Raw genomic sequence first — 24,852 nt, forward strand, 5'->3', positions numbered from 1 at the left:
AAGGTTTAGTAACTTTACCGGCGAGCGCATGCCATCCGTTACCATTCATACCACCCAGAACGTCCGTATCGACTATGAAACCGCCGGGGTAGGGCTGCGGATCGGTGCCTTCGCGATAGACCTGATCGGAGTGCTGATCACCTACTTCCTCCTGCTGTTTTTTTTACAACTGGTGGAGGCGGAGATCGACCTGGCCGTGCTGGTGCAGTACGGCCTGGTGTTCTACATCCTGCTGTATTTCTTCTTTACGGAAATGCTGAGCCGGGGGCAGACGATCGGCAAACGGATATTAAAGCTACGGGTTATCCGGCTGGACGGGGAGGACCCCACGCCCGCGGACTTTCTCGCCCGCTCCATTTTCCTGCTGCTGGACGTACTCTTTACGGCGGGCGTACTCGCCGTGCTATTGATCGTGACTGGCCGGCAAAACCAGCGCCTCGGCGACGTGATCGCCCGAACCGTGGTTATCCATACTCGCCACTTCGGCGGGGTGAGCCTGCGGGATATTCTGACTATTCGGAACCGCGAGGAACACGTGGCCCGATTTGCTTCCGTCCAGCGAATGAACGACAACGATATGTTACTGGTAAAACAGACCCTGGCCCGCTACCGTCACTACGGTAACCCGGCCCACCGGGCCGCACTGCGAGAACTGGCCGCCAAAATGTCGGACCTCCTGGAGGTGGCGCAAACCGACCGGCCCGCGTCCGACGAGCAGTTTCTGGAAGCCCTCCTTCTGGACTATATCGTACTTACCCGATGATGCTGGAATACACCCTTGCGCTGGTGGGCTCCTTCCTGGCCGGCGGCATCAATACCCTTTCCGGTAACGGATCGGCGATCACGCTTACTATCCTTATGGAAGTATTGGGATTACCGGCTACGGTCGCCAACGCGACCAACCGCATCGGTATCGCAACCCAGAGCCTGGCGGGAACCTGGGCCTTCCAACGGGCGGGCCGGCTGCAGCTTTCAGCGGGGCGGCAACGGGAAATGTGGACCATCGTGGTCGTATCGACGGTAGGTGCCCTCCTGGGTATCTGGCTGAGTCTGGTGGTGGACAGCGCGACCTACCGATCGATTTTTCGCTATCTCCTGGTCGTCATGCTGCTCGTCGTGCTGGTGAACCCGAAGCGGTGGCTGCGGGCGGAGCAACCCGAGCGACCGCTTTCTCCGTGGATCGGCATTCCCGCCTTCTTCGCCCTGGGCATTTACGGTGGATTCATCCAGATGGGCATGGGCATTTTTTTCCTGGCCCTGATGGTGCTGGTGGCGAAATACGAAATCATTCAAGCTAACGTCGTCAAAGGAATCGTAGTCCTGATCTATACGACGGTTGCCATTCTGATCTATGCCTGGCAGGGAGTGATCGACTGGTCGCTTGGCTTGCTGATGGCCGTGGGGCAAACCCTCGGAGGCTACCTGACCGCTCGTTACGCCGCCAACCACCCGAAAGCGGGGGTTTGGTCGTACCGCTTGCTGATCGTGGTGATCGTGGCGGCCATTGCCAAGGCATTCTGGCCGTTCTGAGTTCCTAGCTCCCGCGCTCCGCCGCCCCATTGACATCCGGTAAAATGGCTAATTTTGGGACGAGCGCAACACTCTATCCGTCAATAGGTTTTAAAACCTGCGTCTGCTACCCCAACTTTACCAGTCATGAAAAAATCCACCGTAAGAAACATTATTAAAACCCTGCTTGGAGTGGGCATCGTGGTGCTCGGTTACTTTGCGATGACCTGGCTCTTCGGCATGAAGGAGGAAGCCCCGCGGCGGCCGGTAGAGAAGCGTATCCGAACGGTGGAAACCCGGCGGGTACAGAACGGTGAGTTGGCCACCACCCTCGATATTCAGGGGCGGTTGGAAGCGTACAACAAGATCCAGCTCTTCAGCGAAGTGGGCGGCGTGGTGGAAGAAACCGGTCGGCCGCTAAAGGAGGGAACGTATTTCCCGAAGGGTGAGGTGATCCTGCGCATCAACGCCGAAGAAGCCCGGCTGAACCTGCAGGCGCAGAAGGCAACACTGATGAATGCCATTGCGCAGATCATGCCCGACCTTAAAATCGACTACCCCAAGAGTTTTGCTACCTGGGAAAGCTACCTCGACGCATTCAGTGTAGACGAACCCTTACCGGAACTGCCCACCGCCGCCGATCAGGCCGAGAAACTTTTCGTGGCCGGTCGTAATCTATACACCCAGTACTACAGCATCAAAAGCCTGGAGGAGCGGCTCGCTAAGTACGTCATCTACGCCCCCTTCTCCGGGGTGCTGACCCAGGTCATGATCGATCGGGGCGCCGTGGTGCGTTCCGGGCAAGCCCTTGGCGAACTGATGGCCACCGGCTACTACGAAATGGTGGCTACCGTGCCGCTTTCGGACCTGGAATACTTGGAAACCGGCGGGAAGGTGCGGCTATACAGCGAGGATATCCCCGGAGAATGGGAGGGCACCATCCGCCGCATCAGCGACCAGATCGAAATCGGATCCCAGACGGTCGGCGTGTACGTCGGCGTAAGCGGTAAAGAACTACGGGAAGGGATGTACATGCGGGGAGAAGCCGCAGCCCGGACCCTGCAAAACGTAGCGGAGATAGACCGTAACCTGCTGATCGATGAGAACGAGGTGTACGTAGTACGACACGACAGCCTGCTGGTGCTGCAACCGGTGACCGTACGGAAATCCAACCGGTCGACGGCCATCGTGAGTGGACTGGACGACGGCACCGAACTGCTGACCAGCATCGTGCCCGGCGCCTTCGACGGTATGCTGGTCCGGATTGAAGACCGCGAGCCGGTCGGAACCCCCGCAGCCGAAGCCGCGGCCGTAAACGGCGCGCAACCCACGAGCAGCCTGAAGTAACCCCCAGCCATGAGAGGATTTATCAATTACTTTATCAAGTATCCGATCGCGGCCAATCTGCTGATGTTCGGTTTGCTGATCATGGGGGGCTTGAGTCTGCTGCAGATGAAGTCGACCTTCTTTCCGGAGACGCCCAGCCGGAACATTTTTATCCAGGTGATCTACCCCGGGGCCAGCCCGGAGGAGGTCGAGGAGGGGATCGTCGACAAGATCGAGGAAAACCTGAAGGGACTCACGGGCGTAGAGCGCTACACCAGCGTCAGTAGTGAGAACAGCGGTACCATCACCGTCGAGGTCCTGAAGGGCTACGACACCGACATCATTCTGCAGGACGTAAAGAACGAAGTAGACCGCGTAAGCAGCTTTCCGACCGGCATGGAACCGCCTGTGATCTATAAGCAGGAACAACTCGGTCGCGCAATCTCTTTCGCCCTGACGGGGCAGGGCGTCAACCTCGGTGCCCTGAAGACCGCCGCCCGCCAGGTGGAAGATGAATTACTGGCCATAGAGGGAATCTCTAAGGTGGAAATGAGCGGCTTCCCCGACGAAGAGATCGAGATTGCCTTCCGGGAAGCCGATCTGCAGGCCTATGGCCTTACTTTCCAGGAAGCCGCCGAGGCCGTACGTCGTACGAACGTGGACATCACGGGCGGCACCGTCAAGGGGCTCAACGAAGAATTGCTGCTCCGCGCCCGTAACAAGGAATACTACGCCGACGGTCTTAAGGATATCGTAATCAAGACCACGCCGACTGGCGGAACCGTACGGCTGAGCCAGGTGGCCACGGTCCGGGATCGCTGGGCCGACCAGCCCAACCGCGGCTTCCTTGACGGGATGCCGAGTGTACGGATCGACGTGCAGAATACCCTGGAGGAGGATATGCTCTCGATCACCGACAAGGTGAAGGAGTACCTGGAAAACTTCAACGCCGAAAACGCCACCATCCAGGCCAAGGTCATCAGCGATGCCAGCATTACCCTGCGGCAACGCATGGCGACGTTGCAGGAGAACGGCATCATGGGCTTCATTATCGTAGCCGTACTGCTGGCGGTGTTCCTGCACTGGCGGCTGGCCTTCTGGGTGGCGTTGTCCATTCCGATCAGTTTCGCGGGGATGTTCATCGTGGCCAGTGCGCTGGATGTCACCCTCAACGTCATTTCGCTCTTCGGTATGATCATTGTGATCGGTATTCTCGTGGACGACGGTATCGTGATCGGGGAAAACATCTATAGTTACCACGAAAAGGGCCTGCCCCGGACCAAGGCGGCGCTTAACGGCACGGTAGACGTATTGGGAGCGGTTTTCGCGGCTATCCTGACTACGGTGATCGCTTTCTCCAGCTTCTTTTTTATCGACGGCCGGTTGGGAGATATCTTCCGGGAGATGGCTATCGTTGTCATCTTCTCGCTGATTTTCAGTCTGGTCGAGGGGGCGATCATCCTGCCTACCCACATCGCCCACTCGAAGGCGCTGGATAAGGACGTCAAGCCGAATAAGGTGCAACGCAGCTTTGACTGGCTCATGAATTTTTTACGGGATACGCTTTACGCCCCGGTGCTCGCGTGGACCATGCGGTTCAAATTCCTTACGCTGTCCATCTGCGTGGCGGTGCTGTTTCTAAGTATCGGTCTGGTGGGCGGCGGCTTCGTACTGACCACCGTTTTTCCGACGATCGAACGGGACGAGGTCGACATCACCGTGCAATTGCCCGCCGGTTCGCCCGAATCCAGGACGATGGAAATTCTCGACCGGATCGAAGCGGCGAGTCAGCGGGTCAACGAGCGCATGAGCGACGAACTGTTTGGAGACGGACGATCTCTCGTCACCCGTATCGAGAAAGCCCTGGGGCCGACTACCTATCAGGGCAGCCTGGAAGTAGCACTGCTTCCGGGTGAGGAAAGGGGAGACATCGACGTGCGTACCGTTCAGAATGCGATTCGCGAGGAAGTGGGAGTAGTCGAAGAAGCCGAGATACTGAGCTACGGCGGCAACTCCTTCTTCGGCAAACCGGTGAGCGTCAGTTTGGTCGGCAACAACATCGAAGAGCTGGAAAAAGCTACCGCCGACATGAAGGCCGAACTAGAGCAGATGGCCGAGTTGACGGACGTAGTGGACAGCAACCAGGAAGGCCTGCGGGAGATCAATATCTCCCTGAAGGATAAGGCGCGCTACCTGGGCCTGGACTTGCAGGATATCGTCGGCCAGGTCCGGTCGGCCTTCTTCGGTGCCGAGGCCCAGCGACTGCAACGCGGAGAAGACGAAGTACGGGTGTGGCTGCGGTACGGCGAGGACAGCCGCCGGAGCCTGGCGGATCTGAATAATATGCGGATACGGTTGGCGGACGGAAGCCAGTTCCCGGTATCCGAGATCGTCAATCTGGAACCGCAGCGTGGCGTTATCGCCATTAACCATACGAATGGAATGCGGGAGGTGAAGGTGGAAGCGGACATCGCGACGAACGCCGTTTCCGTCACCGACATCAACGCCACCGTAGCGGAGGAGATCATCCCGGCCGTACTGGCAAACTACCCCGGCGTAACTACGGTCCCCGACGGGCAGGTGCGCGACCAGATGAAGACCTCGGCTTCTCTGATGATCGTACTGCCGGTGGTCCTCGGGCTAATGTTCTTCGTGGTGGCCCTCACGTTCCGTTCGGCGGGGCAGGCGGCCATCCTCTTTTCCCTGCTTCCCTTCGGACTCATCGGCGTTATTCTCGGCCACTGGCTGATGGGCAAACCCATTTCGATGTTCTCGGGCCTGGGCATGATCGCGCTGGTCGGGGTAATCGTTAACGACGGGCTGGTCTTCATTGCCACCTATAACGATAACATCCGCGGCGGAATGCCCATGATGGATGCGCTGAACGATGCAGGCAGAAGCCGGTTCCGCCCGATCCTGCTCACTACCCTTACCACCTTCGCCGGCTTGGCACCGTTGCTGCTGGAAACCAGCCGGCAGGCGCAATTCCTGATTCCCATGGCCATTTCGGTCGCCTTCGGGCTGCTGGCCTCCACCCTGGTCCTACTGCTGCTGCTGCCGGCGCTGATCGTGCTGCTCAACCGGAGCAGGGTGGGCATCAAACGGATTACCACGGGCAAGAAATACGAATACCACGAGGTGGAGCCTGCCTACCGGGAATTAGGGGAAGACGGTATCGACCACGATAAGCCCATCGGTATCAGTAAAGTAGAATCTTAATGCGCATTTGTATTGACATGGACGAGGTGATGGTCGACAACTATCAACGCTACCATGAGCTGTTTGAAGAACAACAGGGGCGGAAGATCGACCCCCAAGCGTATTACGGCAAAAAGATCTACGAGCTGCCCGGCATCGAATCGATGCGGGACGAGCTGCACCGGCCCGGCTTCTTCCGACACCTTCCGGTGATGAAAGACGCCCGGGAAGTGGTGGAGGAACTGTACGAGAATTACGAAGTCTACATCGTGACCGCCGCCACCGAATTCAAGCACTGCTTCACCGATAAATGGGAGTGGCTGGAAGAGCACATGCCCTTCATCCACTGGGAACGCATCGTTTTTTGCGGGAACAAAAGCATCGTCCACGGTGATTACATGATCGACGATAAGGTCAGTAACCTGCGGACGTTCAATGGGAAGGGCCTGCTTTTCACCGCCTCCCACAACGTCCACGACGAAGGCTACCTGCGCGTAGACAACTGGCTCGAAGTACGCGACTTTTTCCGCAACGAGCGGGCTGCCGAGCTGGCGGCGGAGTCGTGAAGCGGGCGGCGAAGCAAGTCTGGGAATTCAGCTGGAAAAAGCTGCCCTTCGCCCTGACCGGTCTCGTCGCCACGGGGATCAACTACGGCCTGTATCTCCTGCTGGTGGATACCTACCTGCCGCCCCTGCCCGCTACCCTGATCGCGTATTCCAGCAGCGTCGTGCTAAACTTCTTCCTGCAGCGCTACTTCGTGTTCGAACTGCGGCGGTCGCTGCGATCGGCCTTCGCGCTCAGTATGCTGGTGAGCCTGGGCGGCCTGCTGCTGGATGCGGCCATCGTGTACGGCCTACACTATTTCCCATTGCTGGGCGACCGGGAGTGGCTCATCAAAGGGGCGGCTACGGGGGTGGTGTTCTTTTATAATTATTATGGGAAGCGTAGGGTGTTTGAGGGGCGGTAGCGCTCGCCTGCGGCTCGTGGGTTCACCACGGAGGCTTCGCTGCACGGAGGGCTTCACTGAGGAATCACAGAGAGCATAGTATAGGCTCGCCTGCGGCAGGTGATTTGTCTAACACAGAGTTGCCACAGAGGTAATTGCACGGAGGTACCACAGAGAAATGTCTAACTCCGTGGCACCGCTGTGTTTCCCCTGCTTCCGCGGCCCGTGATTTGTCAAACATAGAGGTGCCGCGGAGAAACGTCTAGCTCTGTGATTCCTCGGTGAAGCCCTCTGCGTCCTCCGTGGTGACCCTAAAGCATAGACCGGAAAAATTCCACAAACTCCTCCATCGTCATCGCTCCTTTGTCCCCTTCGCCCTGGACGCGCACGGCGACCTGGCCGTTTTCCACTTCTTTTTCGCCTACGATGAGCATGAAGGGGATGCGCTTGAGCTCGGTGTCGCGGATCTTGCGGCCGATGGTTTCGTTGCGGTCGTCGACGGAGCCGCGGATATCGTGCTTGGCCAGTTCCGTAAGGATGCCCTGACTGTAGTCGTTGAATTTTTCGCTGATCGGCAGGACGGTGAACTGCTCCGGCGTGAGCCAGAGGGGAAATTTACCGCCGGTGTGCTCGATCAGGATCGAGGTGAACCGCTCCAGCGAGCCGAAGGGGGCCCGGTGGATCATGACCGGCCGGTGGGGCTGGTTGTCGGTGCCGACGTACTCCAGCTCGAAGCGCTCGGGCAGGTTGTAGTCGACCTGGACGGTACCGAGCTGCCACTGCCGACCGAGGGCGTCGCGAACCATGAAGTCCAGTTTCGGGCCATAGAAGGCCGCCTCGCCGTAGGCCGTGACGGTTTTCATATCGATTTCCTTGCAGGCGTCGATGATGGCCTGCTCGGCGGATTCCCAGTTCTTTTCGCTGCCGATGTACTTTTCGGGGGTGGCCGGGTCACGGAGGGAGATCTGGGCGGTCACGTCGTCGAAGCCGATCATGCCGAGTACTTCGCGGACGATGTCCACCACGGCCAGGAATTCGCCCTTCACCTGCTCGGGCATGCAGAAGATGTGGGCATCGTCCTGGGTAAAGCCGCGCACCCGGCTGAGGCCGTGCAGCTCACCGGTCTGTTCGTAGCGGTACACCGTGCCGAATTCGGCGAAGCGCAGGGGGAGCTCCCGGTAGCTCCGCGGCCGGAACTTGTACATCTCGCAGTGGTGGGGGCAGTTCATGGGCTTCAGCATGAATTCCTCGCCCTCCTTCGGGGTCTTGATGGGCTGGAAGCTATCCTCGCCGTACTTGTCCCAGTGGCCGCTGGTGACGTAAAGGTCTTTTTTACCGATGTGTGGAGTGGTCACCTGCTGGTAACCGGCGTGCTCCTGGCGATCTTTCAGGTAGTTGATCAGCCGCTCGCGCAGCTGGGTACCCTTCGGTAGCCACATGGGCAGGCCGGCGCCGACCTTCTCGCTGAACATGAAGAGTTCCAGTTCCTGGCCGAGCTTGCGGTGGTCGCGTTTTTTCGCTTCCTCCAGCATGTGCAGGTAGTCCGTAAGTTCCTTGGCTTTCGGGAAGGAGATGCCATAGATGCGGGTAAGCTGCTTGCGCTTCTCGTCGCCGAGCCAGTAGGCGCCGGCTACCTTCATCAGTTTAATGGCCTTGATCGCACCGGTGTTGGCGATGTGCGGTCCCCGGCAGAGGTCGGTGAAGTTCCCCTGGGTGTAGAAAGTGATGCTGCCGTCCTGCAGCCGTTCGAGCAGCTCCAGTTTGTAGGGATCCTGCTTCTCCTGAAAGTAAGCTACGGCCTCGGCCTTGCTGATGTCCCGGCGGACGTAGTCGACCTTACGGCGGGCCAGCTCCAGCATCTTTTCTTCGATGCGGGGCAGGTCTTCGGAACTGATGCTGCGGTCATCGCCGGTATCGATGTCGTAGTAGAAGCCGTTCTCGACGGCGGGACCAATGCCGAGTTTCACGCCGGGGTAGAGTTCCTCGAGGGCTTCGGCCATGAGGTGGGCCGTGGAGTGCCAGAAAGTCTCCTTGCCGCCCTGGTCGTTCCAGGTGAGGAGTTCGACGGTGCTGTCTTCGGTAATGGGCCGGTCGGCGTCGATTATGGTGCCGTTGACGCGGGCGCTGAGCACGTTGCGGGCCAGGCCGGCGCTTATGCTCTGGGCCACGTCCATGGCGGTGCTGCCGGCTTCGAATTGGCGGACGCTGCCGTCGGGAAGGGTGATGTCGATCATCAGGCTTGGGTTTTTACCTGCATACGGACGCAGGATTCGGGGCGCGAAGGTAAGGAATCACATCCCGACCCGCCTGCTTCCTTTTTGTACTTCGAAACGAGGAATATAGAATGCCGGGAAACCGTTGAGAAGTTGCTCTCAGATCAGGAGCTATGCAGATTAACAGATTGGGGGCTTGGTTAGGGAGGGCGGCTTTGGTAGCCCTCTTTTTGGTCTGCCTGGCCGTCATCATTGTCGGGATTTGGCTCGCCAATTTTTCGTTGCTTGGGAAGGAGCCGCCCCAGATCAATGTCATTTGTCAATTTACGGCCCCCGACGGTCTGGAATACACGGTCTATCAAACTGACGGTGGCACGACGGTAGGCAGTTCCGTTGGCGTCTACCGGGGCCGTGCATTTGAACCTAGGCCTTTTCACTGGTGGGCATACGCCGCGGGTGATCGATATCGCGCGGGGCTGACCGGTGATCAAGCTATAATTCTGGTCGACAATAAATTCAGTAATTACGCGGTGACGGATACCCTCGTGTTTGATTTGAGCAAGGAGTCTGACTACGTCCTGGAAGCAAGCCAATTGACGCAGCCGATTTTACCGCTGTGTTCCGAATCAATGGAATAGCCGGTTTACCAGTGATGCCTTACTCCCGGATCGGCTCCGGCAGATCCGCGCCTTCCACCACTACCTCGTAGCCGGCGTTTTGGGCCAGGTAAGTAATACCTTCCAGTACCGAGTTGCCCTGCTCCCGCGCCCGGCGCAATAAATTACTGCTCAGGGCTTCGTCACGCAGCCGCTCCTTGGCGCGGCGGTTGAGGCGACTGTAGTCCTCGGCCGTGAAGGTGTTGAACCAGCTCTCGTTCAGGTTGCGGTACACCAGTTCGTGGTCGATGGCCAGTATCTCCGGTTCCGGCAGGTTGCGGATGGTCATGACGCGGGCGTCGGGGTCGAGGGTGATGTCCAGTTGCTCGAGGTCGTAGCCGACCAGCACCGTGCCCCGCACTTCGACGGTAGCCTGCTTCTCGAAGGAGAATTCCGAAGGCAGCGGCAGGTAAAGCGTGACGTTGCGGGAGGAAGTGGAGTTGAAGATTTCGCTGACGTCCCCCTCCACCGTGACCAGTTTCATCACGTTGCGAACCCGCTCCAGCAAAATGGTGGCCTCCTCCTGTACCACCTGCTCCTGGCGGTGGCCCTGCCAAAGCGTGAGCGCGGCCATACCGAGCAGAAAGGCCAGTACGACGACCAGCAGGGTGAGGAGGGTACGGTTCATCAGTCGGCGAGTTTGGCGTCCATGGGATGACGGAGACCTTTATACGATTTGAGGACCGCCTTGACGCTTCCGACGCTCACGGGCGACTCGATCATCAGCGGAATCTTGTTGCGGTCGTCGCTCACGTAAATTTTCATCTCGTCTCCCTCGTCGAAGAGCTCACCGGAGATGAGTTGCGGACTGAATCGCAGGGTATTGTACCGGCCATTGTCCTTGATCTTCACGTTGTCTTCCGGGCCGAGGTAATGGATCTTGAGGGGGTGCATTTCCTGGTCCATGAGGATCTTGATCGGGATCTCGTCGCCCTCGTCGAGAGCCTGATAGTCGAGGTTGCGCGTGAAATAGATGATCGAGATCAGGTCGTGCATGCAGGGGTCGACGTCCATGTACTTCGGCTCGGTATCCTCCCGGGTGCGGCCGCGGTAGCTGACGATGCGCTCCTCATCCTGAAAAAAGGTGGTCCGATCGTATTTCTGGTAGCCGCCCTCCTGGATATCCTTGATGTGGATCTTCGGCAGTAGGGTTTCCTTGTCCAGGTAGCTGGTGTAGTTATCGGTCACCTTATAGAACCACTCGTAGCTGGGGTAGGTGCGGCCCTTGACGGTGACGCGGTAGCTATCGCCGAGGTCCGTCACCCGAAAGGTGACCTCACCGGCGGCGAGCCAGACGAAGTTCCAGTTGTAGTACAGCTTGTAAACGATCTCTTCCCCCGCCTGGAAGCTGGTATTGTCGATGGAGCAAACGTCGGTAATACGCTGGGGGCGCCGGGGCGCGGGAGCCACGGAATCGGGCTCGATACCGTCCGTTGGTAGCCCGGGTCGATCGTCCGTGCCACCAAAGCCGGGGAGGGCGAGGAAGAGCAGGAACAGCGACTTGAACACCAATGAATTCATCAAACGTAGTTTTTTCTCACGATCAACCAGTACCCCGGCACCGCGGGCAATAACACATTAACGCCGAACAGGGCCGTATATGCTGCCAGCACCGCCACCGCCCCTTCCGGACCCGCCGACCAGAGCAGCAATCCCAACTCCGTTCGGGTCACCAGGTTCAGCCCCGGCGGTAAGGGAATGCCGGCCTGCACCAGGTAGATGGCCATGATGCCGGCCAGCCCCCCGATTAGGGGCAAGCCAAGGCCGAAGAAATGCAGCAACAAGTAGAGTTGCACACAGTAAACAAGAAATCGCAGCGTAGCGTACACACTGGCGCGCGACATTAGCGAAAGCTTAACGTTGGTCAGGGATTCCCGCAGACCGGTCGCATCCCCGACCAACCTTCCCTCGGTCCAGTTCACGATGCGCAGCAGGAGCGGCTTGCCCCCGGCCGCGGCAATCGCCACCGCCAGCGGCCCGAGCGGCAACAGCCACCAGTAGGAAAAGGGCAGGTCGAAGCGGGGTAGCCGGCCCACCGTAAGCACCAATGCCGGCCACGCCAGCAGCAAAAAAGCGACCCACTGGCAGAGGCTGCCCAGCAGGGAAGAGGCCACTACGGCGGGCCACTCCTCGCGGCGCGCCAGCAACATCCTACCGCCGATCTCCCCGACCCGGTTGGGCGTGGCGGCACTCACGCTGACCCCGGCCAGCGTAGCCCGGAATACCTTGGCGAACGGCCAGTCGAGAAAGGGGAGGAGTAACAGCTGCCACTTTCGCGTCTCCAGCAGCCAGTTGACGGGCATCAGGACCAGGGCGGCCGTCAGGTAGCGCCAGTTGCCCGGTCGTCCGAGCGATTGCCAGAAGTGCGGCCAGTCGATCTGCCGTGCCACTTTGCCGAACTGGTAGATAAAAATGCCCACTACGGCTACCGTCAGTATCCGTAAAAGCCAGTGACGCACGGCGGGGGAGGGCAGGAAGCGGGAAGTCCAAACCATGGGGACGGGTAAAGTACGGCGCGTTCGATAGCTCCGGCGGCGCAGCACGGTACTTCAAGCAAATCGTTTCAGTCCGGCAACTACCAAAAAATTTGTTGGCCTGGACCTTTTCCGCTTACCTTGCACGCTCCCGGATGTACCTCAATCGCTTTAGGGCGACTACGGTAATCGGGGCCGTGCCCGTAAATCTCACTCAACAACATTTCCTTGGCCACCAAGAAAGCCCCGGAACCCGCCGTCTACCGCATCATCGGTATCGATCCCGGTACCGTGGTGCTCGGTTTTGCCGTAGTCGAGGTACATCCCCGCAGCCGCCGGATCGTTGAATTGGGCGTGCTGAAGCTGGCCCAGCTAAAGGATCATTCCCACCGACTGGAGCTCATCCACCGCCGGCTGACCCAGGTGATTCAGGAGCATACGCCCACGATCATGGCCATCGAGGCGCCCTTCTTCGGCAAGAACCCCCAGTCGATGCTCAAGCTCGGCCGGGCCCAGGGGGTGTGCATGGCCGCCGCCATCGCCCAGGGACTGGAGGTCACCGAGTACGCCCCCCGCAAAATCAAGCAGAGCATTACCGGCAACGGCAACGCCAGCAAGGAACAGGTCGCCGCCATGCTGGAAAATGAATTTACCCTGGATAGCAGTCGCTACCTCGCCGACGCCACCGATGCGCTGGGTGCCGCGATGTGCCACTTCTACCAGAACCGCAGTGCGGTGCCGGGCGCCAAGCGCTTTTCCGGCTGGGAGGGATTTCTGAAGGCCAATGCGGACCGGGTGAAATGATTGACCCGCGCGAGCTGCACGGCTACTTCGATCTTCATCCCGCCGAACTCAGCCAACTGGCAGCTGCGTTTTCCGACCTGTCGTTGGCTACCGGACAGGATTTCCTCCGCCAGGGCGAATACCATCCCCGGATGGCCTTCGTGCGCTCCGGCTACCTCCGCGTCCACACCGAAACCAATGGTAAGGAAGTGACGCAGTGGATTGCCCCGCCCCGCTACCTGCTCACCGACCTGGCGGCCCTCGTCTACGGTGAGCCCGCCCGGTGGACCATCACGGCGCTCACCGACTGCCGACTGTCGGTCATTTCGGCGTCCGATTACGCCCGGCTCGGCAAAGAGATTCCCGGTTGGCCGCGGGCCGAACGGAGTTTCCTCGCCCATTGCTTTGTCACCCTCGAAAACCGGGTACTTTCGTTTTTGTCCCTGAGCGCCCGGCAGCGCTACGAAGCCCTCTTCACCGAGCATCCCGACTTATTCAACCGGGTCCCCCTGCAGTACCTCGCCTCCATGCTGGGTATGACCCCGGAGACGCTCAGTCGGATCCGGGCCGGCCAGCGTTCTTGATGTAGATCAACCGGAGTGGGAAAGGAGGCGCCGAGCTTTGTAAAAAAGCAAGGAAAATGGCCTATCATCTTACTACTTCCGTCCGTATCGCTACCTCTCCCGACCGGGTCTGGGAAGCGCTCACCGATTTCCCGCCCTACGCCGAATGGAACCCCTTCATCCAACCTGCTGCGGGTAGCGCCGTGGTCGGGAACCAACTGGATCTGACGATTGCCGGCACCCGTTTTCGCCCACGCGTACTCGTCGCCGTACCAGGGCGGGAACTGCGCTGGCTGGGCCGGCTGGGGATCAGGGGGCTTTTCGACGGGGAGCATTATTTCCTCCTGACCGCCAACGGGGATGGCTCCACCACCCTCGGAGCAGGGCGAGCGCTTTTCGGGGCTGCTGGTACCCTTATTCCGCAATAAGCTGGCTACCGATACCCGTAGCGGATTCGAAGCCATGAACGATGCCCTCCGCCGACGGGTGGAAAGGTCGCCGGCTTAGGAGTTGCCGAGTTCCCGCTCCAGCCGATGCATAAACGCATGGTAATGCACCTCAATCGTATGCCGCTTCGACCGCTGAAAGTCCCGCTCGATGCGGTCGCTGTCGGCTTCGGCTCGTTGCCGAAGGTCTTTGGGTAGGCGGTACGTTCCGGCCATGTAGGCGGCCGCCAATCGCGACTGCGCGTCGGCCAACGGCCAGATGGCCCCCTGGGGCTGAAAAAGACCAATGAAGAGCAGGGTAGGGTAGTCCGGGCGAAACATCCGCAGGTAAAGGGGAATGCGGTCGGCCCGTTCGTAGTCGATCAGGTTCTGGTCCAGGAACGGAAAGGTGATCCGGTAGCCGGTGGCGGCCACGATGGTGTCGTATTCTGATTTCTTACCGTCGGTGAAGGTGACCCGCCGTCCCGTTATGTCGGCGATGCCCCGCCGGGGTTGCACCTTGCCGTGACGGATCTTGTAGAGCAATTCCGAATTCAGGGTGGGGTGGGTGCTGGTCACCGGTACGGTAGGTGCTTCCAGCCCGTAGAGCCGGTAATCCCCGACCATCGCCTTCACCGTCAGTTTGCGGAGCGCGCGTTGCACGAATTTCGGAAAGTAACCGAGGCGCTCATTGAAGGTGTCCACGGGGCGGCCCAGGAAGAACTTCGGCAGGATGTAGTGCGGCCGGCGGATGCTGATGTCCGTCCGCGCGGCGACCCGGCTGATCTCCACCGCGCAGTCGCAGCCCGAGTTGCCGCCGCCGATGACCAGCACCCGTTCGCCGGCGAAGGACCGGTTGTGTTTGTAGGCGTGGCTGTGCAGGTAGCGGCCGGTAAAGGCGGACCGCACCTCCTCCGGGTGGCGCGGGGCGTGGTGGTGGCCGTTGGCCGTCAGCAGGAAGTCGAAGACCTCCGGGTCTCCCGCGTCGGTGGCGATTTGCCACCGGCCGTCGGCGAGCAGCCGGGCTTCGGTCACCCGCGTGCGAAAACGAATGTGCGGACGTAAACGGAAGCGGTCCGCATAGGCGCGGAAGTAGCGGAGTACCTGATCGTGGCTCGGATAATCGGGGTATGCCTCCGGCATGGGGAAATCCAGGTAGGCGCTCATCGACCTGCTGCTGATCAGGTGCGTCGTTTCGCAGACGCTGCTGTGGCCGGGCTGCTCGGAATAGATCCAGTTTCCCCCGATGTCATCGTTCGCTTCGAAGCACACCACGTCCAGGCCACGGGCGAGGCAGTTCTTCACCGCCGCCAGCCCCGAACAACCCGCCCCGACGACGGCCACCCTGATCACTCGGTCCATGCCCCCAAGATAGGGACCGCTAAAACCAAACCCGCACCGCCAACAACAGCCCGAACAAACCCAACGCCACCGCCCCCGCCCGCTGCGCCCGCAGCATCGTCGCCGGCCGTAGCAAGGCGCGGATTTTCCTGGCACCCAGCACCTTGCATGAATCGGCGATGATGATCGTAACCATAATACCGCCGTATACCGCCATGGCTTCATAGGCGTATAAATGCCGGTTGTGTACCTGTGTCACGACGAAGGTCGACCAAAAGAAGGTGGTGAAGGGATTGAAGGTGTTCAGCGCGAACCCCTGGGCCCAGGCACTCAGCAACCCCCGTCGGGAAGGCAAAATTCGCTTGGCTTTCAGATTGGGTGGGTCGCGGTACCACATCACGATGCCGACTCCGATGAGCAGGATAGATCCGATGGTGCCGAAGATTTCGTGGAGGTACTCGTAGTCGAGCAGGCGTTCGAGCCCCTCCAACCCGAAGTGGGAAAGCGAAATGTAGAGGACATCGCTGGTCCAGATACCCAGGGCGGCGGCGAAACTCGCCAACGTACCCCGGCGTAGGCTCAGTTGAACCAGCAGCACCACCAGTGGTCCTACCAGCAGGGAGAGCACCAGCCCGGCGCGTATTCCTTCCCAGACGTATCCCAGCATTTAAACCGTTTCGAGTAGCTGGGCGGCGTGGGTCTTCGTCTGTACCTTGGTGATCACGCGCTCGATCTTGCCCCGTTCGTCGATGACGAAGGTGGTCCGGTGTACGCCGTCGTATTCCCGGCCCATGAATTTCTTGGGTCCCCACACGCCGAAAGCGTCCATGATCTCGTGGTTCTCGTCTGCCACCAGCGGCATCGGGAGGTCATACTTATCGATGAACTTCAGGTGTTTCTTCGGGCTGTCGGGGCTTATCCCCAGTAGTTCGAACCCTTGTTTCCGGAGATCGCCGTAGTGATCGCGCAGACTACAGGCCGCGGCGGTGCAGCCGGGGGTGTCGTCCTTGGGATAAAAGAAGACGATCAGTTTCTTTCCGGCGTAGTCGGAGAGCGAAACGGTCGATCCGTCCTGAAGGGTACCGGTAAAGGCGGGGGCTTGGTCGCCTGCTTGCAGTGTGGTCATACGGATTGAAACAAGGCCCCTCCCGTGGGGTTCAGAAGGGAAAAGCCCCAGCCGTGCCTTATCAATTCGCCCTCATTCTGCTCGTACTCATTCTCGTCGGCGTACTCATCTACCGGCCCATCATGAAACTGGCGCGACGGGATATGGCGGCGCGGACGGCGGCCGGGCTCAGCAATTCCGTCGTATACGCTATTCTACTGCTCCCGGTGATCGGACCGGTGTTTTATCTCCTGGTGCGCCGGGCGATGTTGCCCAAAGAGTGAGTGGAGGAGCCTCCAGTAGTTGATGGCGCCGGAGCGCGGGAGCCGGTACCAACCGGCAAAAAGCAATACTTTGTCGCAAATTATGACCATGAAATTCGGGATAGACCTCGGCGGGACCAAAATTGAAGGCGTCGTAATGGACGATCGGGGAGCCGTCGTCGAACGCAGGCGCATCCCTACCGAGCGGGAAAAAGGGTACGACCACATCATCGGCGGCATCAAACGGGTAGTCGATCAGCTGGAGGAGGTCACGGGTGTCACCGCCGAACGGGTCGGAGTGGGCACCCCCGGTACCATCGACCCGCCCACCGGCCTGATGAAGAATAGCAATACCGTGGTCCTCAACGGCAAACCGCTCGGTCGCGATCTCGAGAAACTGCTGGGAAAATCCGTCACCCTCGCCAACGACGCCAACTGCTTCGCGGTGGCCGAAACGCTGATGGGCTGCGTGCCGGAGGAAGCACCGGATGCGAAGGTGGTCTTCGGCGTCATTCTCGGTACGGGCACCGGAGGGGGAGTCGTCGTCAACCAAAAGATCGTTGCGGGTGCCCAGGGCATCGGTGGCGAATGGGGACACACCTTCCTGGATCACTCCGGCGGCTACTGCTACTGCGGCCGGGTAGGCTGTACGGAGCAGATCATTGCCGGCCCGGCCCTCGAACGGTACTACCTGCGCATGAGCGGCCACAAATTAAGCATGCGGGATATCGTTCCCCGCCACCGTGGCGGCAACGACCCGGCCGCAACGCGGACGATCGATCGCTTTTTGCACTTCTTCGCCAAGGGCATCGCCAACATCATCAACGTCCTGGATCCCGACGTCGTCGTGCTGGGTGGCGGCCTCGGCAACATCGACGAACTGTACGACCGAGGCGTGCCCCAGGTGGTGGACCACCTCTTCAATCCGCGGCGGGACACGAAGTTTCTCAAGCCAAAACTGGGCGACTCGGCCGGCGTCTTCGGGGCGGCGCTGCTCTAGTACAACGCTGTCTCCGACAGCGCCAGTACAAAGCTGTCTCTGACAGCGAAGTACGACGCTGTTTCCAACAGCGAGGTAGGAAGCTCTTTCCAAGAGCGAACCCGCCGAAAATACGATCCCACCACGTAAACACCCTACTACACCATCCCGCCCCCAACAAAGCCCCCCCGCCCCAGGTTGCACCAGAAAATAAAGCAACCATGGCCGACCAAGAAAAACCCAAGATCCCCTACTGGCACGTCTACACCGACAAAGACGGCACCAGCAAGCAAAAGAAAGAGTACCTCACCGACTTCCAATTGGAGAGCATGGGCGGCGACTCCGACAAGCAGTGGAACAATAAGCTCACGAAGGGCGCCACCCAGATCATCTTCAGTGAGCTCCCCGCCGGCTTCGACGGCGACTGGCACGAGAACCCCGCCCCCCAGTGGATCATCCCCCTCAGCGGCGGCTGGTGGGTAGAGACCATGGACGGCACCCGCGTCGAGATGCGGGAAGGCGAACTCAGCTTCGGCGCCGACCAGGGTACCACCGACGAGAAAGGCCACAAGTCCGGCCCCCTCGACGGTAAGCCCTGCAAGATGATGATCATCCAGCATAAGGATAAGAAGGAGCTGGAAGGCGGTAAGGTGGCACCGCACGCGCTGTAGAGGTGGTGGCTCCTGGTCCGCCGAGCGGTAGCTCGTCTGCCCAGGAGACTCATAGCGGCCACGGTCAAAGGTGCCGGTTAGGTTGATCCGTGGGCGGACGAACTCCGTTGCACTGCGTTCGGCAGACCACTAATGGTGGCTCCAGGTCCGAACGCACCCGAGCGCAGCGAGGGGTAGAAACCCCTATACGGAGTCAATAAACAAAGGGGCAGGGCGCCATCCAGGTACCGGGAATATCTTACGATCCACTTCCCCACCAATCCGCGTTCGGCAACCAGTTATCCCGGAAGATTTCCCGGCGTTGATGTTCCAATCTGCGCAGCACGGTGTCTTGGTAGAATTTCTCCATCCGTCGAAAGCGGGCCGGGTCATACTCCGGATCGGGGCGGGGGTAGCGAGCGTCGCGCGATTGCAGGTAAGCGAGCAACTGACGGCGAAGGTCCCCGACCAGATCGGGCCGACGGATGGCGAGGTCCTCCTTCTCCTGCGCTCCGGCGCCCAAATCGTACAGTTCGTCGTGGTCGTCCTCCCAGTAGTGGATGAGCTTCCATTCGCCGCGGCGAATCACCGAGCTGGGATCGCCGCCCTGGTTGCCGTAATGGGGGTAATGCCAGAAGAGGGCCCGCTCGGCCAGGGTGTCGCCGCGCAGCAGAGGGGCCAGGTCGATGCCCTCGATTTCCTGGGTAGGTTTTGTATTGAGTCCGGCCAGGGACACGAGGGTAGGGTAGAGATCGGCCCCGGTGACCGGCGTTTCGACCGTCCGGTCCACGAAGCGATCCCCCGGCCGGATGATGAGCGGCTCGCGGATGCCGCCCTCCCACTGGTAGCCCTTGCCGCCGCGGAGGGGCAGGTTGCTGGTGGCGTAGGCGTCCCCGCTGGCTACGCCGCCGTTGTCGCTGGTGAATACGACGATGGTGTTATCTGCCAGGCCGAGGCTGTCGAGGGTGCGGAGTACCGTGCCGACGGCTTCGTCCATGGTAGCGACCATACCGGCATAGAGCGGATTATCCTGCACCATACGAACGGGAAACCGGCGTTCCATTTCGAAGGCCTGATCCGCCATGCCGCCCTCCACGGCTTTATTGCGGTAGTAGCGCCAGCGTTCCTCGGTCGTCTGCAGGGGGGCATGGACGGCGTAGAAGCTCAACATCGCGAAGAAGGCCGAGTCCTGGTTGGCCGCGATGAAGTCGGCCGTCTCTCGCCCGAGCCGCAGGGTCAGGCTCTCCCCGTCGGGACCATCTTCCATTTCCGGATTTTCGTAGGGCGCGAAGAAGCCACCCGGGGGCGAGCCGCGGTGGTGCCCGCCGACGTTGAGGTCGAAGCCGTGGTCGGTCGGCAGGCTGCCCGCGCCGCCCAGGTGCCATTTGCCGGCGAAGAAGGTGCGGTAGCCGCCGGCCTGGAAGACCTCGGCGAGGGTGGTAGCTTCCGCCGGTAAAGCCCGGACGTAGTCGGGCGGCAGGTGGGTCGTATGGCGGTTGCTTCTCCGCCAGTCTTCGCCGGCCCAGGCCCCGATCCAGTCGGTGATGCCGTGGGTGGCCGTGTACTGCCCTAGCATGATGGTGGCCCGCGACGGACTGCACACCCGGCTCCCCGCATAAGCCTGGTCGAAGACGATGCCGGTGGCCGCCAGGCGGTCCAGATTCGGGGTTTCGTAGAAGGTGGAGCCGGTGTAGCCTAGATCGTGCTTGCCGAGGTCGTCGGCTAGGATGAGGACCACGTTCGGGGGCTTTGGCGTAGGCGACGCTTCTTGTCCTCGGTCGATGCCACAGCCTAGTAGGCAGACGGTAAGGAGGGACAGGGAAAAACGATGCATACGGATCGACTTACAAGCGGCGGAACTGACCGGACTAATGTACCTAATTGGAAGGGCCAATCCGGTAAGTAATTTGTCTTGGGCGAAGCCGATCGGTGGTAAAAAAGGGGCGAGATGTTTCTCGGTCTGAGGCCTCGATTACATCGCGGTCGGAGACCGCTTTGTACTGCCGCTGCCGGAGGCAGCATCTTACTGCGCTGCCGGAGGCAGCGTCCTACTCCCGCGGTCGGAGACCGCATCCTACTAAACGGCCCCACCCTCCGAGGAAGATGGGGCCGAAGTTGACCGTTCCGGTAAGCCGGGTTCTGTCGGTCCTCCCGATAGCTATCGGGAGGACGCTCCACCATTTATCTAGGCCGCCGGTTGCCCGACGGCTCGATCTACCTACCCGCAGCGCTGGGGTTCGACCGGGCCGGCCGCATCCCCGGAGGGAACGCACTGCTGTTTGGTATTTCAACCCACGGGGTTTACCTCCATCCGACATTGCTGCCGGAAGGCGTGGGCTCTTACCCCACGGTTTCACCCTGGCCCTCTCCCGATAGCTATCGGGAAGGGGTGGTTTGCTTTCTGTTGCACTTTCCGTACCCCGTCAGTCTCCCGACGGGGCCCCGGCCGTTAGCCGGCGTGGTGCCCTGCGTTGCCCGGACTTTCCTCTTGCCCCGATAGCTATCGGGGCAAGCGGTGGAGTGGACGGTCAGGGAATATAAACCCTTCAGCCGCCGCGGGGTTGTTGACGCTATGAAAACAGCCGTCATCGGAGCCGGAATTGCCGGCCTGGCCGCCGCCGTACGCCTGGCCGCGCAAGGCCACGCAGTGGAGGTCTTCGAGGCGGCCGACGGCCCCGGGGGCAAGCTGCACCAATTCTCGCTGGATGGGGGCTACCGCTTCGACTTCGGTCCCTCCCTCTTCACCATGCCGCAATACGTCGACGAGCTCTTCGAACTGGCCGGCGAGGATCCGCGCGACCACTTCAACTACGTGCGCCTGGACGAAGTCTGCCGCTATTGGTGGCCCGACGGAACCCGCTTTACCGCTCCGGCCGATACCGACGACCTGGTCCGGGAAGCCGCCCAAACCTTCGAGGTCAGCGAGCCGGCCATGCGCCGCTTCATGGACAAGGCCGCCGAGAAGTACGAGCTCACCGGCCGCACCTTCCTGGAGAAAAGCCTGCACAAAATCGGCACCTGGCTGGACCCGCAGGTGGCCTACGCCATGCTGAAGATCCCGGGGCTGGACCTCTTCCGCAGCATGCACGACGTCCACGCCGCCGCCTTCGACGACCCGCGGCTGGTGCAGCTATTCGATCGCTTTGCGACTTATAACGGCAGCAACCCCTACAAAGCACCCGGGCTGCTCTCGATGATCCCCCACTTCGAGCACCACTTCGGCGCCTACCTGCCCACGGGGGGGATGTACGACATCACCACCGCGATCTACGAACTCGGCCAGCGGCTCGGGGTGCGCTACCACTTCGGACAGCGGGTAGACCGCATCCTGCATACAGCGGGCGCCGGCGCGCAGGTGAAAGGCGTCCGGGTGAACGGGAAAGACATTCCCTTCGACACCGTCGTCTGCAACATGGACGTCTGGCTCGCCTACGATCGCCTGCTTCCGCAGGCCAATAAACCCGGCATCACCCTGAAGCAGCAGAAGAGTACCAGCGCCGTCATCTTCTACTGGGGCATCGACCGGGAATTTGCCGAGCTGGGCCTGCACAACATCTTCTTCAGCCGCGATTACGCCTCCGAATTCGACAAATTAGAGGGGGGTGATCTGCACGATGACGTGACGATCTACGTCAACGTCAGCAGTAAGCTGGTGCCGCAGGACGCCCCGCCCGGTTACGAAAACTGGTTCGTGATGGTGAATGCCCCCGCCCACGCCGGTCAGGACTGGGATAGCCTGGTCAGGAACCTCCGGGATCGGGTATTGAGGACTTTGGGGGAACGGCTTCTACCTGCGCTCCGCCGCAATAATGAGGAGTCTGGAAACTTGGAGGATAATATCCGAGCGGAACGGATCGTGCGTCCGCCCGATATCGAATCGCTCACCGGAAGCCACCAGGGTGCTTTGTACGGCAGCAGCAGTAATAACCGGATGGCGGCCTTTTTGCGGCACCCCAATTTCAGTCGGAACATCGATGGGCTATACTTCCTCGGGGGCAGCGTGCATCCGGGAGGGGGCGTCCCGCTGTGCCTGCTATCGGCCAAGATCGTGGCGGATCTTGTTAAAGTGCCTTAACGGGAGGCTACCAAACATGGTGTATCCATACCCTGTTTTAGTAGGTGCATTCAAACTAACAAAGCATTATGAAGACTATTTATAAATCATGCACCGTACTCGTACTGGCCGTTCTGATGGTATTTGCCACCGGCTGTAATACCAGCAAAGCCGTTAAGGGCGGTGCTGCGGGTGGTGCCATCGGCGGTGTCGTAGGCGGCATTATCGGTAAGAACAACGGCAGCGGTACCAAAGGTGCCATTATCGGTTCCGTAGTGGGCGGTGCCGCCGGTGCCGTAATCGGTGACTACATGGACAAGCAGGCCGAGGAGATCGAGCAGATCGAGGGCGCCGAAGTAGAGCGCGTAGGCGAAGGCATTATGGTGACCTTCGACAGTGGAATCCTCTTCCCCTTCGGTGAGTACACCCTGACCGAAGCTTCTAAAATCGAGCTGAACCGTATGGCCGAAGTATTCAATAAGTACCCCGAAACCGACATCATGATCGACGGCCACACCGACAGTGTGGGCAGCGATAAAACCAATCAGCGCCTCAGCGAGCAGCGTGCCGCCAGTGTTGCCGACTATCTGGCTGAGTCGGGTATCGACCGGCTGCGTATGCAGACGGTAGGCCACGGCGAAACGATGCCCGTAGCCACCAACGATACCGACGAGGGACGCGCCGCCAACCGTCGGGTCGAGGTTGGCATTACCGCCAATGAACAATTGCAGGAAAAAGCCCAGGAGGGCACCCTGACGGTTCCGGAATAAGCTATTCTAATCCCTATTTACTAACGGCGACGGGCTTTGGCCTGTCGCCGTTTTTTTGTGGGCGCGGAGCTTTCTGATTTGGAAGGCAGGTAAATAGCACCGTTCGTTGGTGGCGGGAAAAGTATGGAGGAGGTTGAGACGCGCCCGGGGCTTAACCGATTCGCCGCGTAAACGCCAGCAGTTCCTCCTCCTGCCAGAGATCCGCCATTAGTTGGTAACCTACCGGGAGGTGACCGCCCTCCGCGATACCCGCCGGAATGGCGATGGCCGGTAGCCCCGCCAGGTTGGCCAGCACGGTGTAGATATCGGCCAGATAATTGGCGACCGGATCGTCGGTCTGGTCGCCTACCGGCCAGGGCTGGCTGGGGGAGACCGGCATCATGATGAAATCGTAATCGGCCAGAATGCCCCGCAACTGCTCCTGGATCACCCGCCGGGCGCGCTGCGCCTTACCGTAGAATGCATCGTAATAGCCGCTGCTGAGTACGAAGGTGCCGAGTAGAATTCGCCGCTGTACTTCCGTACCGAAGCCTTCGGAGCGGCTGCGTTTATAGGTTTCCTCCAGGGTTTCAGCGTCCGGACTCCGGTAGCCGTACCGCAGTCCGTCGTAGCGGCTCAGATTGCTGCTCGCCTCGGCGGTAGTGAGGACGTAGTAGGTTGGCACCACGTAATCGAAGTAGTCGAAAGCAGCCGGCTCTACCGTGTGCCCCTGCTGGCGGAGCGATTCGATGGTTGTGGCAATGGTTTGTCGGATGGGGGCGTCGACACGTTCGTTCTCCAGCACCTCCGGGAAATAGGCGATGCGCTTCGGTCCGTCGCTGGTGGCCGTGGCATAGTGCGGCACCTCGCGGTTGGGGGCGGTTGCATCGTAGGCATCGGCTCCGGCGATGATTTCCAGTCCGAGCGCGATGTCGGCCGGGTCGCGGGCCAGCAGGCCGATCTGATCGAAGCTGCTACCGTAGGCGATCAGGCCGTGGCGGCTGATGCGGCCGTACGTCGGTTTGAATCCGTAGATACCGCAGAAAGAAGCCGGTTGCCGCACCGATCCGCCGGTACTGGAGCCGACGGCCAGCAGACAGGTATTAGCCTGCACGGACACCGCCGCGCCTCCACTGCTTCCCCCTGGCACGCGGGCGGGGTCGGCGGCATTGCGGGTGGGGCCGTAGTGGCTGTTCTCGTTGCCGCTGCCCATGGCGAACTCGTCGCAGTTAGTGCGGCCGATGACGATGGCGTCTTCGTCGAGCAAGCGCTGCAGGGCGGTAGCGGTGTAGGGGCTGACGAAGTCTTCCAGCATCGCCGAGCCCGCGCTCACGACGTGGCCGGCGTAGCAGATGACGTCTTTAATGCTGATGATCACGCCGGCCAGTTGGCCCAGCTTTTCCCCTGCGCTCCGGCGCCCGTCCTGTTCCCGCGCACGGTCCAGCGCCTCGTCGGCGAAGACCTCCACGTAAATATTCAGGTAGCGCTGGTCACCGATACTGGCCAGATAGCGCTCCACGAGTTGTACGGTGGTGAGTTCCCCGGCGGCCAGGGCAGCTTGCGTCTCGGCGATGGATGTATAGAACATGGATGCAAGGTAAGTAGGTAGCAAATAGCG

At 60.4% G+C, this 24,852-nt stretch carries 24 protein-coding genes and 1 other RNA gene; 15 read left to right on the top strand and 10 right to left on the bottom strand.

The window, feature by feature from the left end; genetic code table 11:
• The first annotated feature begins 28 nt into the window (after positions 1-28).
• From CLV84_RS00675 to CLV84_RS00700, 6 genes are all read left to right on the top strand, one after another.
• Positions 29-763, top strand: a complete 735-nt coding sequence (locus tag CLV84_RS00675) for an RDD family protein (protein ID WP_104417818.1) — start codon at positions 29-31, stop codon at positions 761-763.
• Positions 760-1,530: a sulfite exporter TauE/SafE family protein gene (locus CLV84_RS00680; protein WP_245911339.1), complete on the top strand. Its 771-nt coding sequence runs from the start codon at positions 760-762 to the stop codon at positions 1,528-1,530. Before CLV84_RS00675 ends, CLV84_RS00680 begins: the two co-directional genes overlap by 4 nt.
• 126 nt (positions 1,531-1,656) lie before the next feature.
• Positions 1,657-2,856, top strand: a complete 1,200-nt coding sequence (locus CLV84_RS00685) for an efflux RND transporter periplasmic adaptor subunit (RefSeq protein WP_104417819.1) — start codon at positions 1,657-1,659, stop codon at positions 2,854-2,856.
• A 9-nt stretch (positions 2,857-2,865) separates the two neighbouring features.
• Positions 2,866-6,054 (top strand): efflux RND transporter permease subunit, encoded by a 3,189-nt coding sequence (locus tag CLV84_RS00690; RefSeq protein WP_104417820.1) that lies wholly within the window; start codon positions 2,866-2,868, stop codon positions 6,052-6,054.
• A complete protein-coding gene (locus CLV84_RS00695) occupies positions 6,054-6,599 on the top strand; it encodes a 5' nucleotidase, NT5C type (RefSeq protein WP_104417821.1) in 546 nt (181 codons plus the stop codon). The genes CLV84_RS00690 and CLV84_RS00695 overlap by 1 nt, the downstream gene beginning before the upstream one ends.
• Positions 6,596-7,000, top strand: coding sequence for a GtrA family protein (locus tag CLV84_RS00700; protein ID WP_170067512.1), 405 nt, complete (start codon positions 6,596-6,598; stop codon positions 6,998-7,000). The genes CLV84_RS00695 and CLV84_RS00700 overlap by 4 nt, the downstream gene beginning before the upstream one ends.
• A 290-nt stretch (positions 7,001-7,290) precedes the next feature.
• Here CLV84_RS00700 and thrS read toward each other — a convergent pair whose 3' ends face one another.
• The gene (thrS, locus tag CLV84_RS00705) at positions 7,291-9,213 is read right to left on the bottom strand and encodes a threonine--tRNA ligase (protein WP_104417823.1); all 1,923 of its coding nucleotides are present in this window, start codon (positions 9,211-9,213) and stop codon (positions 7,291-7,293) included.
• A gap of 152 nt (positions 9,214-9,365) precedes the next feature.
• On the opposite strand from thrS, the gene CLV84_RS00710 reads away from it, so the two are divergent.
• The gene (locus CLV84_RS00710; RefSeq protein ID WP_104417824.1) at positions 9,366-9,830 is read left to right on the top strand and encodes a hypothetical protein; all 465 of its coding nucleotides are present in this window, start codon (positions 9,366-9,368) and stop codon (positions 9,828-9,830) included.
• Between the two features lie 19 nt (positions 9,831-9,849).
• On the opposite strand, the gene CLV84_RS00715 is transcribed toward CLV84_RS00710, so the two are convergent.
• The 3 genes from CLV84_RS00715 to CLV84_RS00725 are packed head-to-tail and all read right to left on the bottom strand — an operon-like array spanning position 9,850 to position 12,343.
• Positions 9,850-10,476: a DUF4230 domain-containing protein gene (locus tag CLV84_RS00715; protein WP_104417825.1), complete on the bottom strand. Its 627-nt coding sequence runs from the start codon at positions 10,474-10,476 to the stop codon at positions 9,850-9,852.
• The gene (locus tag CLV84_RS00720) at positions 10,476-11,369 is read right to left on the bottom strand and encodes a DUF3108 domain-containing protein (protein WP_104417826.1); all 894 of its coding nucleotides are present in this window, start codon (positions 11,367-11,369) and stop codon (positions 10,476-10,478) included. Before CLV84_RS00720 ends, CLV84_RS00715 begins: the two co-directional genes overlap by 1 nt.
• Entirely contained in the window at positions 11,369-12,343 is a 975-nt protein-coding gene (locus tag CLV84_RS00725; RefSeq protein ID WP_104417827.1) for a lysylphosphatidylglycerol synthase domain-containing protein, read from the bottom strand. The genes CLV84_RS00720 and CLV84_RS00725 overlap by 1 nt, the downstream gene beginning before the upstream one ends.
• A gap of 207 nt (positions 12,344-12,550) precedes the next feature.
• Between CLV84_RS00725 and ruvC the strand changes: the two genes are divergently transcribed.
• From ruvC to CLV84_RS00740, 3 genes are read left to right on the top strand one after another with little or no spacing between them, the layout of a single operon-like run.
• Positions 12,551-13,126, top strand: coding sequence for a crossover junction endodeoxyribonuclease RuvC (ruvC, locus tag CLV84_RS00730; RefSeq protein ID WP_104417828.1), 576 nt, complete (start codon positions 12,551-12,553; stop codon positions 13,124-13,126).
• Positions 13,123-13,689, top strand: coding sequence for a Crp/Fnr family transcriptional regulator (locus CLV84_RS00735; RefSeq protein WP_104417829.1), 567 nt, complete (start codon positions 13,123-13,125; stop codon positions 13,687-13,689). The genes ruvC and CLV84_RS00735 overlap by 4 nt, the downstream gene beginning before the upstream one ends.
• A 56-nt stretch (positions 13,690-13,745) precedes the next feature.
• A complete protein-coding gene (locus CLV84_RS00740) occupies positions 13,746-14,096 on the top strand; it encodes an SRPBCC domain-containing protein (protein ID WP_211295119.1) in 351 nt (116 codons plus the stop codon).
• 75 nt (positions 14,097-14,171) lie between these two features.
• Here CLV84_RS00740 and CLV84_RS00745 read toward each other — a convergent pair whose 3' ends face one another.
• Genes CLV84_RS00745 through bcp form a run of 3 tightly spaced genes read right to left on the bottom strand, consistent with a single transcriptional unit; the run spans position 14,172 to position 16,560 of the window.
• A complete protein-coding gene (locus CLV84_RS00745; RefSeq protein WP_104417830.1) occupies positions 14,172-15,455 on the bottom strand; it encodes a flavin-containing monooxygenase in 1,284 nt (427 codons plus the stop codon).
• A gap of 19 nt (positions 15,456-15,474) precedes the next feature.
• Complete coding sequence (locus CLV84_RS00750; RefSeq protein ID WP_104417831.1) at positions 15,475-16,101, bottom strand: LysE family translocator; 627 nt, start codon at positions 16,099-16,101, stop codon at positions 15,475-15,477.
• The gene (bcp, locus tag CLV84_RS00755; RefSeq protein WP_104417832.1) at positions 16,102-16,560 is read right to left on the bottom strand and encodes a thioredoxin-dependent thiol peroxidase; all 459 of its coding nucleotides are present in this window, start codon (positions 16,558-16,560) and stop codon (positions 16,102-16,104) included. It abuts the gene before it with no gap.
• 53 nt (positions 16,561-16,613) lie between these two features.
• Between bcp and CLV84_RS00760 the strand changes: the two genes are divergently transcribed.
• From CLV84_RS00760 to CLV84_RS00770, 3 genes are all read left to right on the top strand, one after another.
• Positions 16,614-16,823, top strand: a complete 210-nt coding sequence (locus CLV84_RS00760; RefSeq protein WP_104417833.1) for a hypothetical protein — start codon at positions 16,614-16,616, stop codon at positions 16,821-16,823.
• Between the two features lie 82 nt (positions 16,824-16,905).
• Positions 16,906-17,802: an ROK family protein gene (locus tag CLV84_RS00765; protein ID WP_104417834.1), complete on the top strand. Its 897-nt coding sequence runs from the start codon at positions 16,906-16,908 to the stop codon at positions 17,800-17,802.
• 200 nt (positions 17,803-18,002) lie between these two features.
• Positions 18,003-18,452 carry a cupin domain-containing protein gene (locus CLV84_RS00770; RefSeq protein WP_104417835.1) on the top strand — a complete coding sequence of 150 codons (450 nt, stop codon included), beginning with the start codon at positions 18,003-18,005 and terminating at the stop codon, positions 18,450-18,452.
• A gap of 238 nt (positions 18,453-18,690) precedes the next feature.
• Here CLV84_RS00770 and CLV84_RS00775 read toward each other — a convergent pair whose 3' ends face one another.
• Together CLV84_RS00775 and rnpB are read right to left on the bottom strand one after the other, a co-directional pair.
• Positions 18,691-20,265 carry a sulfatase gene (locus CLV84_RS00775; protein WP_104417836.1) on the bottom strand — a complete coding sequence of 525 codons (1,575 nt, stop codon included), beginning with the start codon at positions 20,263-20,265 and terminating at the stop codon, positions 18,691-18,693.
• Positions 20,266-20,543: 278 nt separating this feature from the next.
• An RNA gene (gene rnpB, locus CLV84_RS00780) (RNase P RNA component class A) lies at positions 20,544-20,962 on the bottom strand.
• Positions 20,963-21,003: 41 nt separating this feature from the next.
• On the opposite strand from rnpB, the gene crtD reads away from it, so the two are divergent.
• Positions 21,004-22,506, top strand: coding sequence for a 1-hydroxycarotenoid 3,4-desaturase CrtD (gene crtD / locus CLV84_RS00785; protein WP_104419469.1), 1,503 nt, complete (start codon positions 21,004-21,006; stop codon positions 22,504-22,506).
• Positions 22,507-22,574: 68 nt separating this feature from the next.
• Positions 22,575-23,255, top strand: a complete 681-nt coding sequence (locus tag CLV84_RS00790) for an OmpA family protein (RefSeq protein ID WP_104417837.1) — start codon at positions 22,575-22,577, stop codon at positions 23,253-23,255.
• 151 nt (positions 23,256-23,406) lie between these two features.
• Here the strand turns inward: CLV84_RS00790 and gatA are convergent, their stop codons facing one another.
• On the bottom strand, positions 23,407-24,822 hold the full coding sequence (gatA, locus tag CLV84_RS00795; RefSeq protein ID WP_104417838.1) for an Asp-tRNA(Asn)/Glu-tRNA(Gln) amidotransferase subunit GatA: 1,416 nt from the start codon (positions 24,820-24,822) through the stop codon (positions 23,407-23,409).
• Between the last annotated feature and the right edge of the window lie 30 nt (positions 24,823-24,852).

Origin of the sequence: Neolewinella xylanilytica, assembly GCF_002934605.1 — a bacterium.
Classification (GTDB): domain Bacteria; phylum Bacteroidota; class Bacteroidia; order Chitinophagales; family Saprospiraceae; genus Neolewinella; species Neolewinella xylanilytica.

Excerpts from the sequence above, each read along its gene's own strand:
- CLV84_RS00675 (WP_104417818.1), top strand. The coding sequence starts at position 29 with ATGCCATCCGTTACCATTCATACCACCCAGAACGTCCGTATCGACTAT.
- CLV84_RS00680 (WP_245911339.1), top strand. The coding sequence starts at position 760 with ATGATGCTGGAATACACCCTTGCGCTGGTGGGCTCCTTCCTGGCCGGC.
- CLV84_RS00685 (WP_104417819.1), top strand. The coding sequence starts at position 1,657 with ATGAAAAAATCCACCGTAAGAAACATTATTAAAACCCTGCTTGGAGTG.
- CLV84_RS00690 (WP_104417820.1), top strand. The coding sequence starts at position 2,866 with ATGAGAGGATTTATCAATTACTTTATCAAGTATCCGATCGCGGCCAAT.
- CLV84_RS00695 (WP_104417821.1), top strand. The coding sequence starts at position 6,054 with ATGCGCATTTGTATTGACATGGACGAGGTGATGGTCGACAACTATCAA.
- thrS (WP_104417823.1), bottom strand. The coding sequence starts at position 9,213 with ATGATCGACATCACCCTTCCCGACGGCAGCGTCCGCCAATTCGAAGCC.
- CLV84_RS00710 (WP_104417824.1), top strand. The coding sequence starts at position 9,366 with ATGCAGATTAACAGATTGGGGGCTTGGTTAGGGAGGGCGGCTTTGGTA.
- CLV84_RS00715 (WP_104417825.1), bottom strand. The coding sequence starts at position 10,476 with ATGAACCGTACCCTCCTCACCCTGCTGGTCGTCGTACTGGCCTTTCTG.
- CLV84_RS00720 (WP_104417826.1), bottom strand. The coding sequence starts at position 11,369 with ATGAATTCATTGGTGTTCAAGTCGCTGTTCCTGCTCTTCCTCGCCCTC.
- CLV84_RS00725 (WP_104417827.1), bottom strand. The coding sequence starts at position 12,343 with ATGGTTTGGACTTCCCGCTTCCTGCCCTCCCCCGCCGTGCGTCACTGG.
- CLV84_RS00735 (WP_104417829.1), top strand. The coding sequence starts at position 13,123 with ATGATTGACCCGCGCGAGCTGCACGGCTACTTCGATCTTCATCCCGCC.
- CLV84_RS00740 (WP_211295119.1), top strand. The coding sequence starts at position 13,746 with ATGGCCTATCATCTTACTACTTCCGTCCGTATCGCTACCTCTCCCGAC.
- CLV84_RS00745 (WP_104417830.1), bottom strand. The coding sequence starts at position 15,455 with ATGGACCGAGTGATCAGGGTGGCCGTCGTCGGGGCGGGTTGTTCGGGG.
- CLV84_RS00750 (WP_104417831.1), bottom strand. The coding sequence starts at position 16,101 with ATGCTGGGATACGTCTGGGAAGGAATACGCGCCGGGCTGGTGCTCTCC.
- bcp (WP_104417832.1), bottom strand. The coding sequence starts at position 16,560 with ATGACCACACTGCAAGCAGGCGACCAAGCCCCCGCCTTTACCGGTACC.
- CLV84_RS00765 (WP_104417834.1), top strand. The coding sequence starts at position 16,906 with ATGACCATGAAATTCGGGATAGACCTCGGCGGGACCAAAATTGAAGGC.
- CLV84_RS00770 (WP_104417835.1), top strand. The coding sequence starts at position 18,003 with ATGGCCGACCAAGAAAAACCCAAGATCCCCTACTGGCACGTCTACACC.
- CLV84_RS00775 (WP_104417836.1), bottom strand. The coding sequence starts at position 20,265 with ATGCATCGTTTTTCCCTGTCCCTCCTTACCGTCTGCCTACTAGGCTGT.
- crtD (WP_104419469.1), top strand. The coding sequence starts at position 21,004 with ATGAAAACAGCCGTCATCGGAGCCGGAATTGCCGGCCTGGCCGCCGCC.
- CLV84_RS00790 (WP_104417837.1), top strand. The coding sequence starts at position 22,575 with ATGAAGACTATTTATAAATCATGCACCGTACTCGTACTGGCCGTTCTG.
- gatA (WP_104417838.1), bottom strand. The coding sequence starts at position 24,822 with ATGTTCTATACATCCATCGCCGAGACGCAAGCTGCCCTGGCCGCCGGG.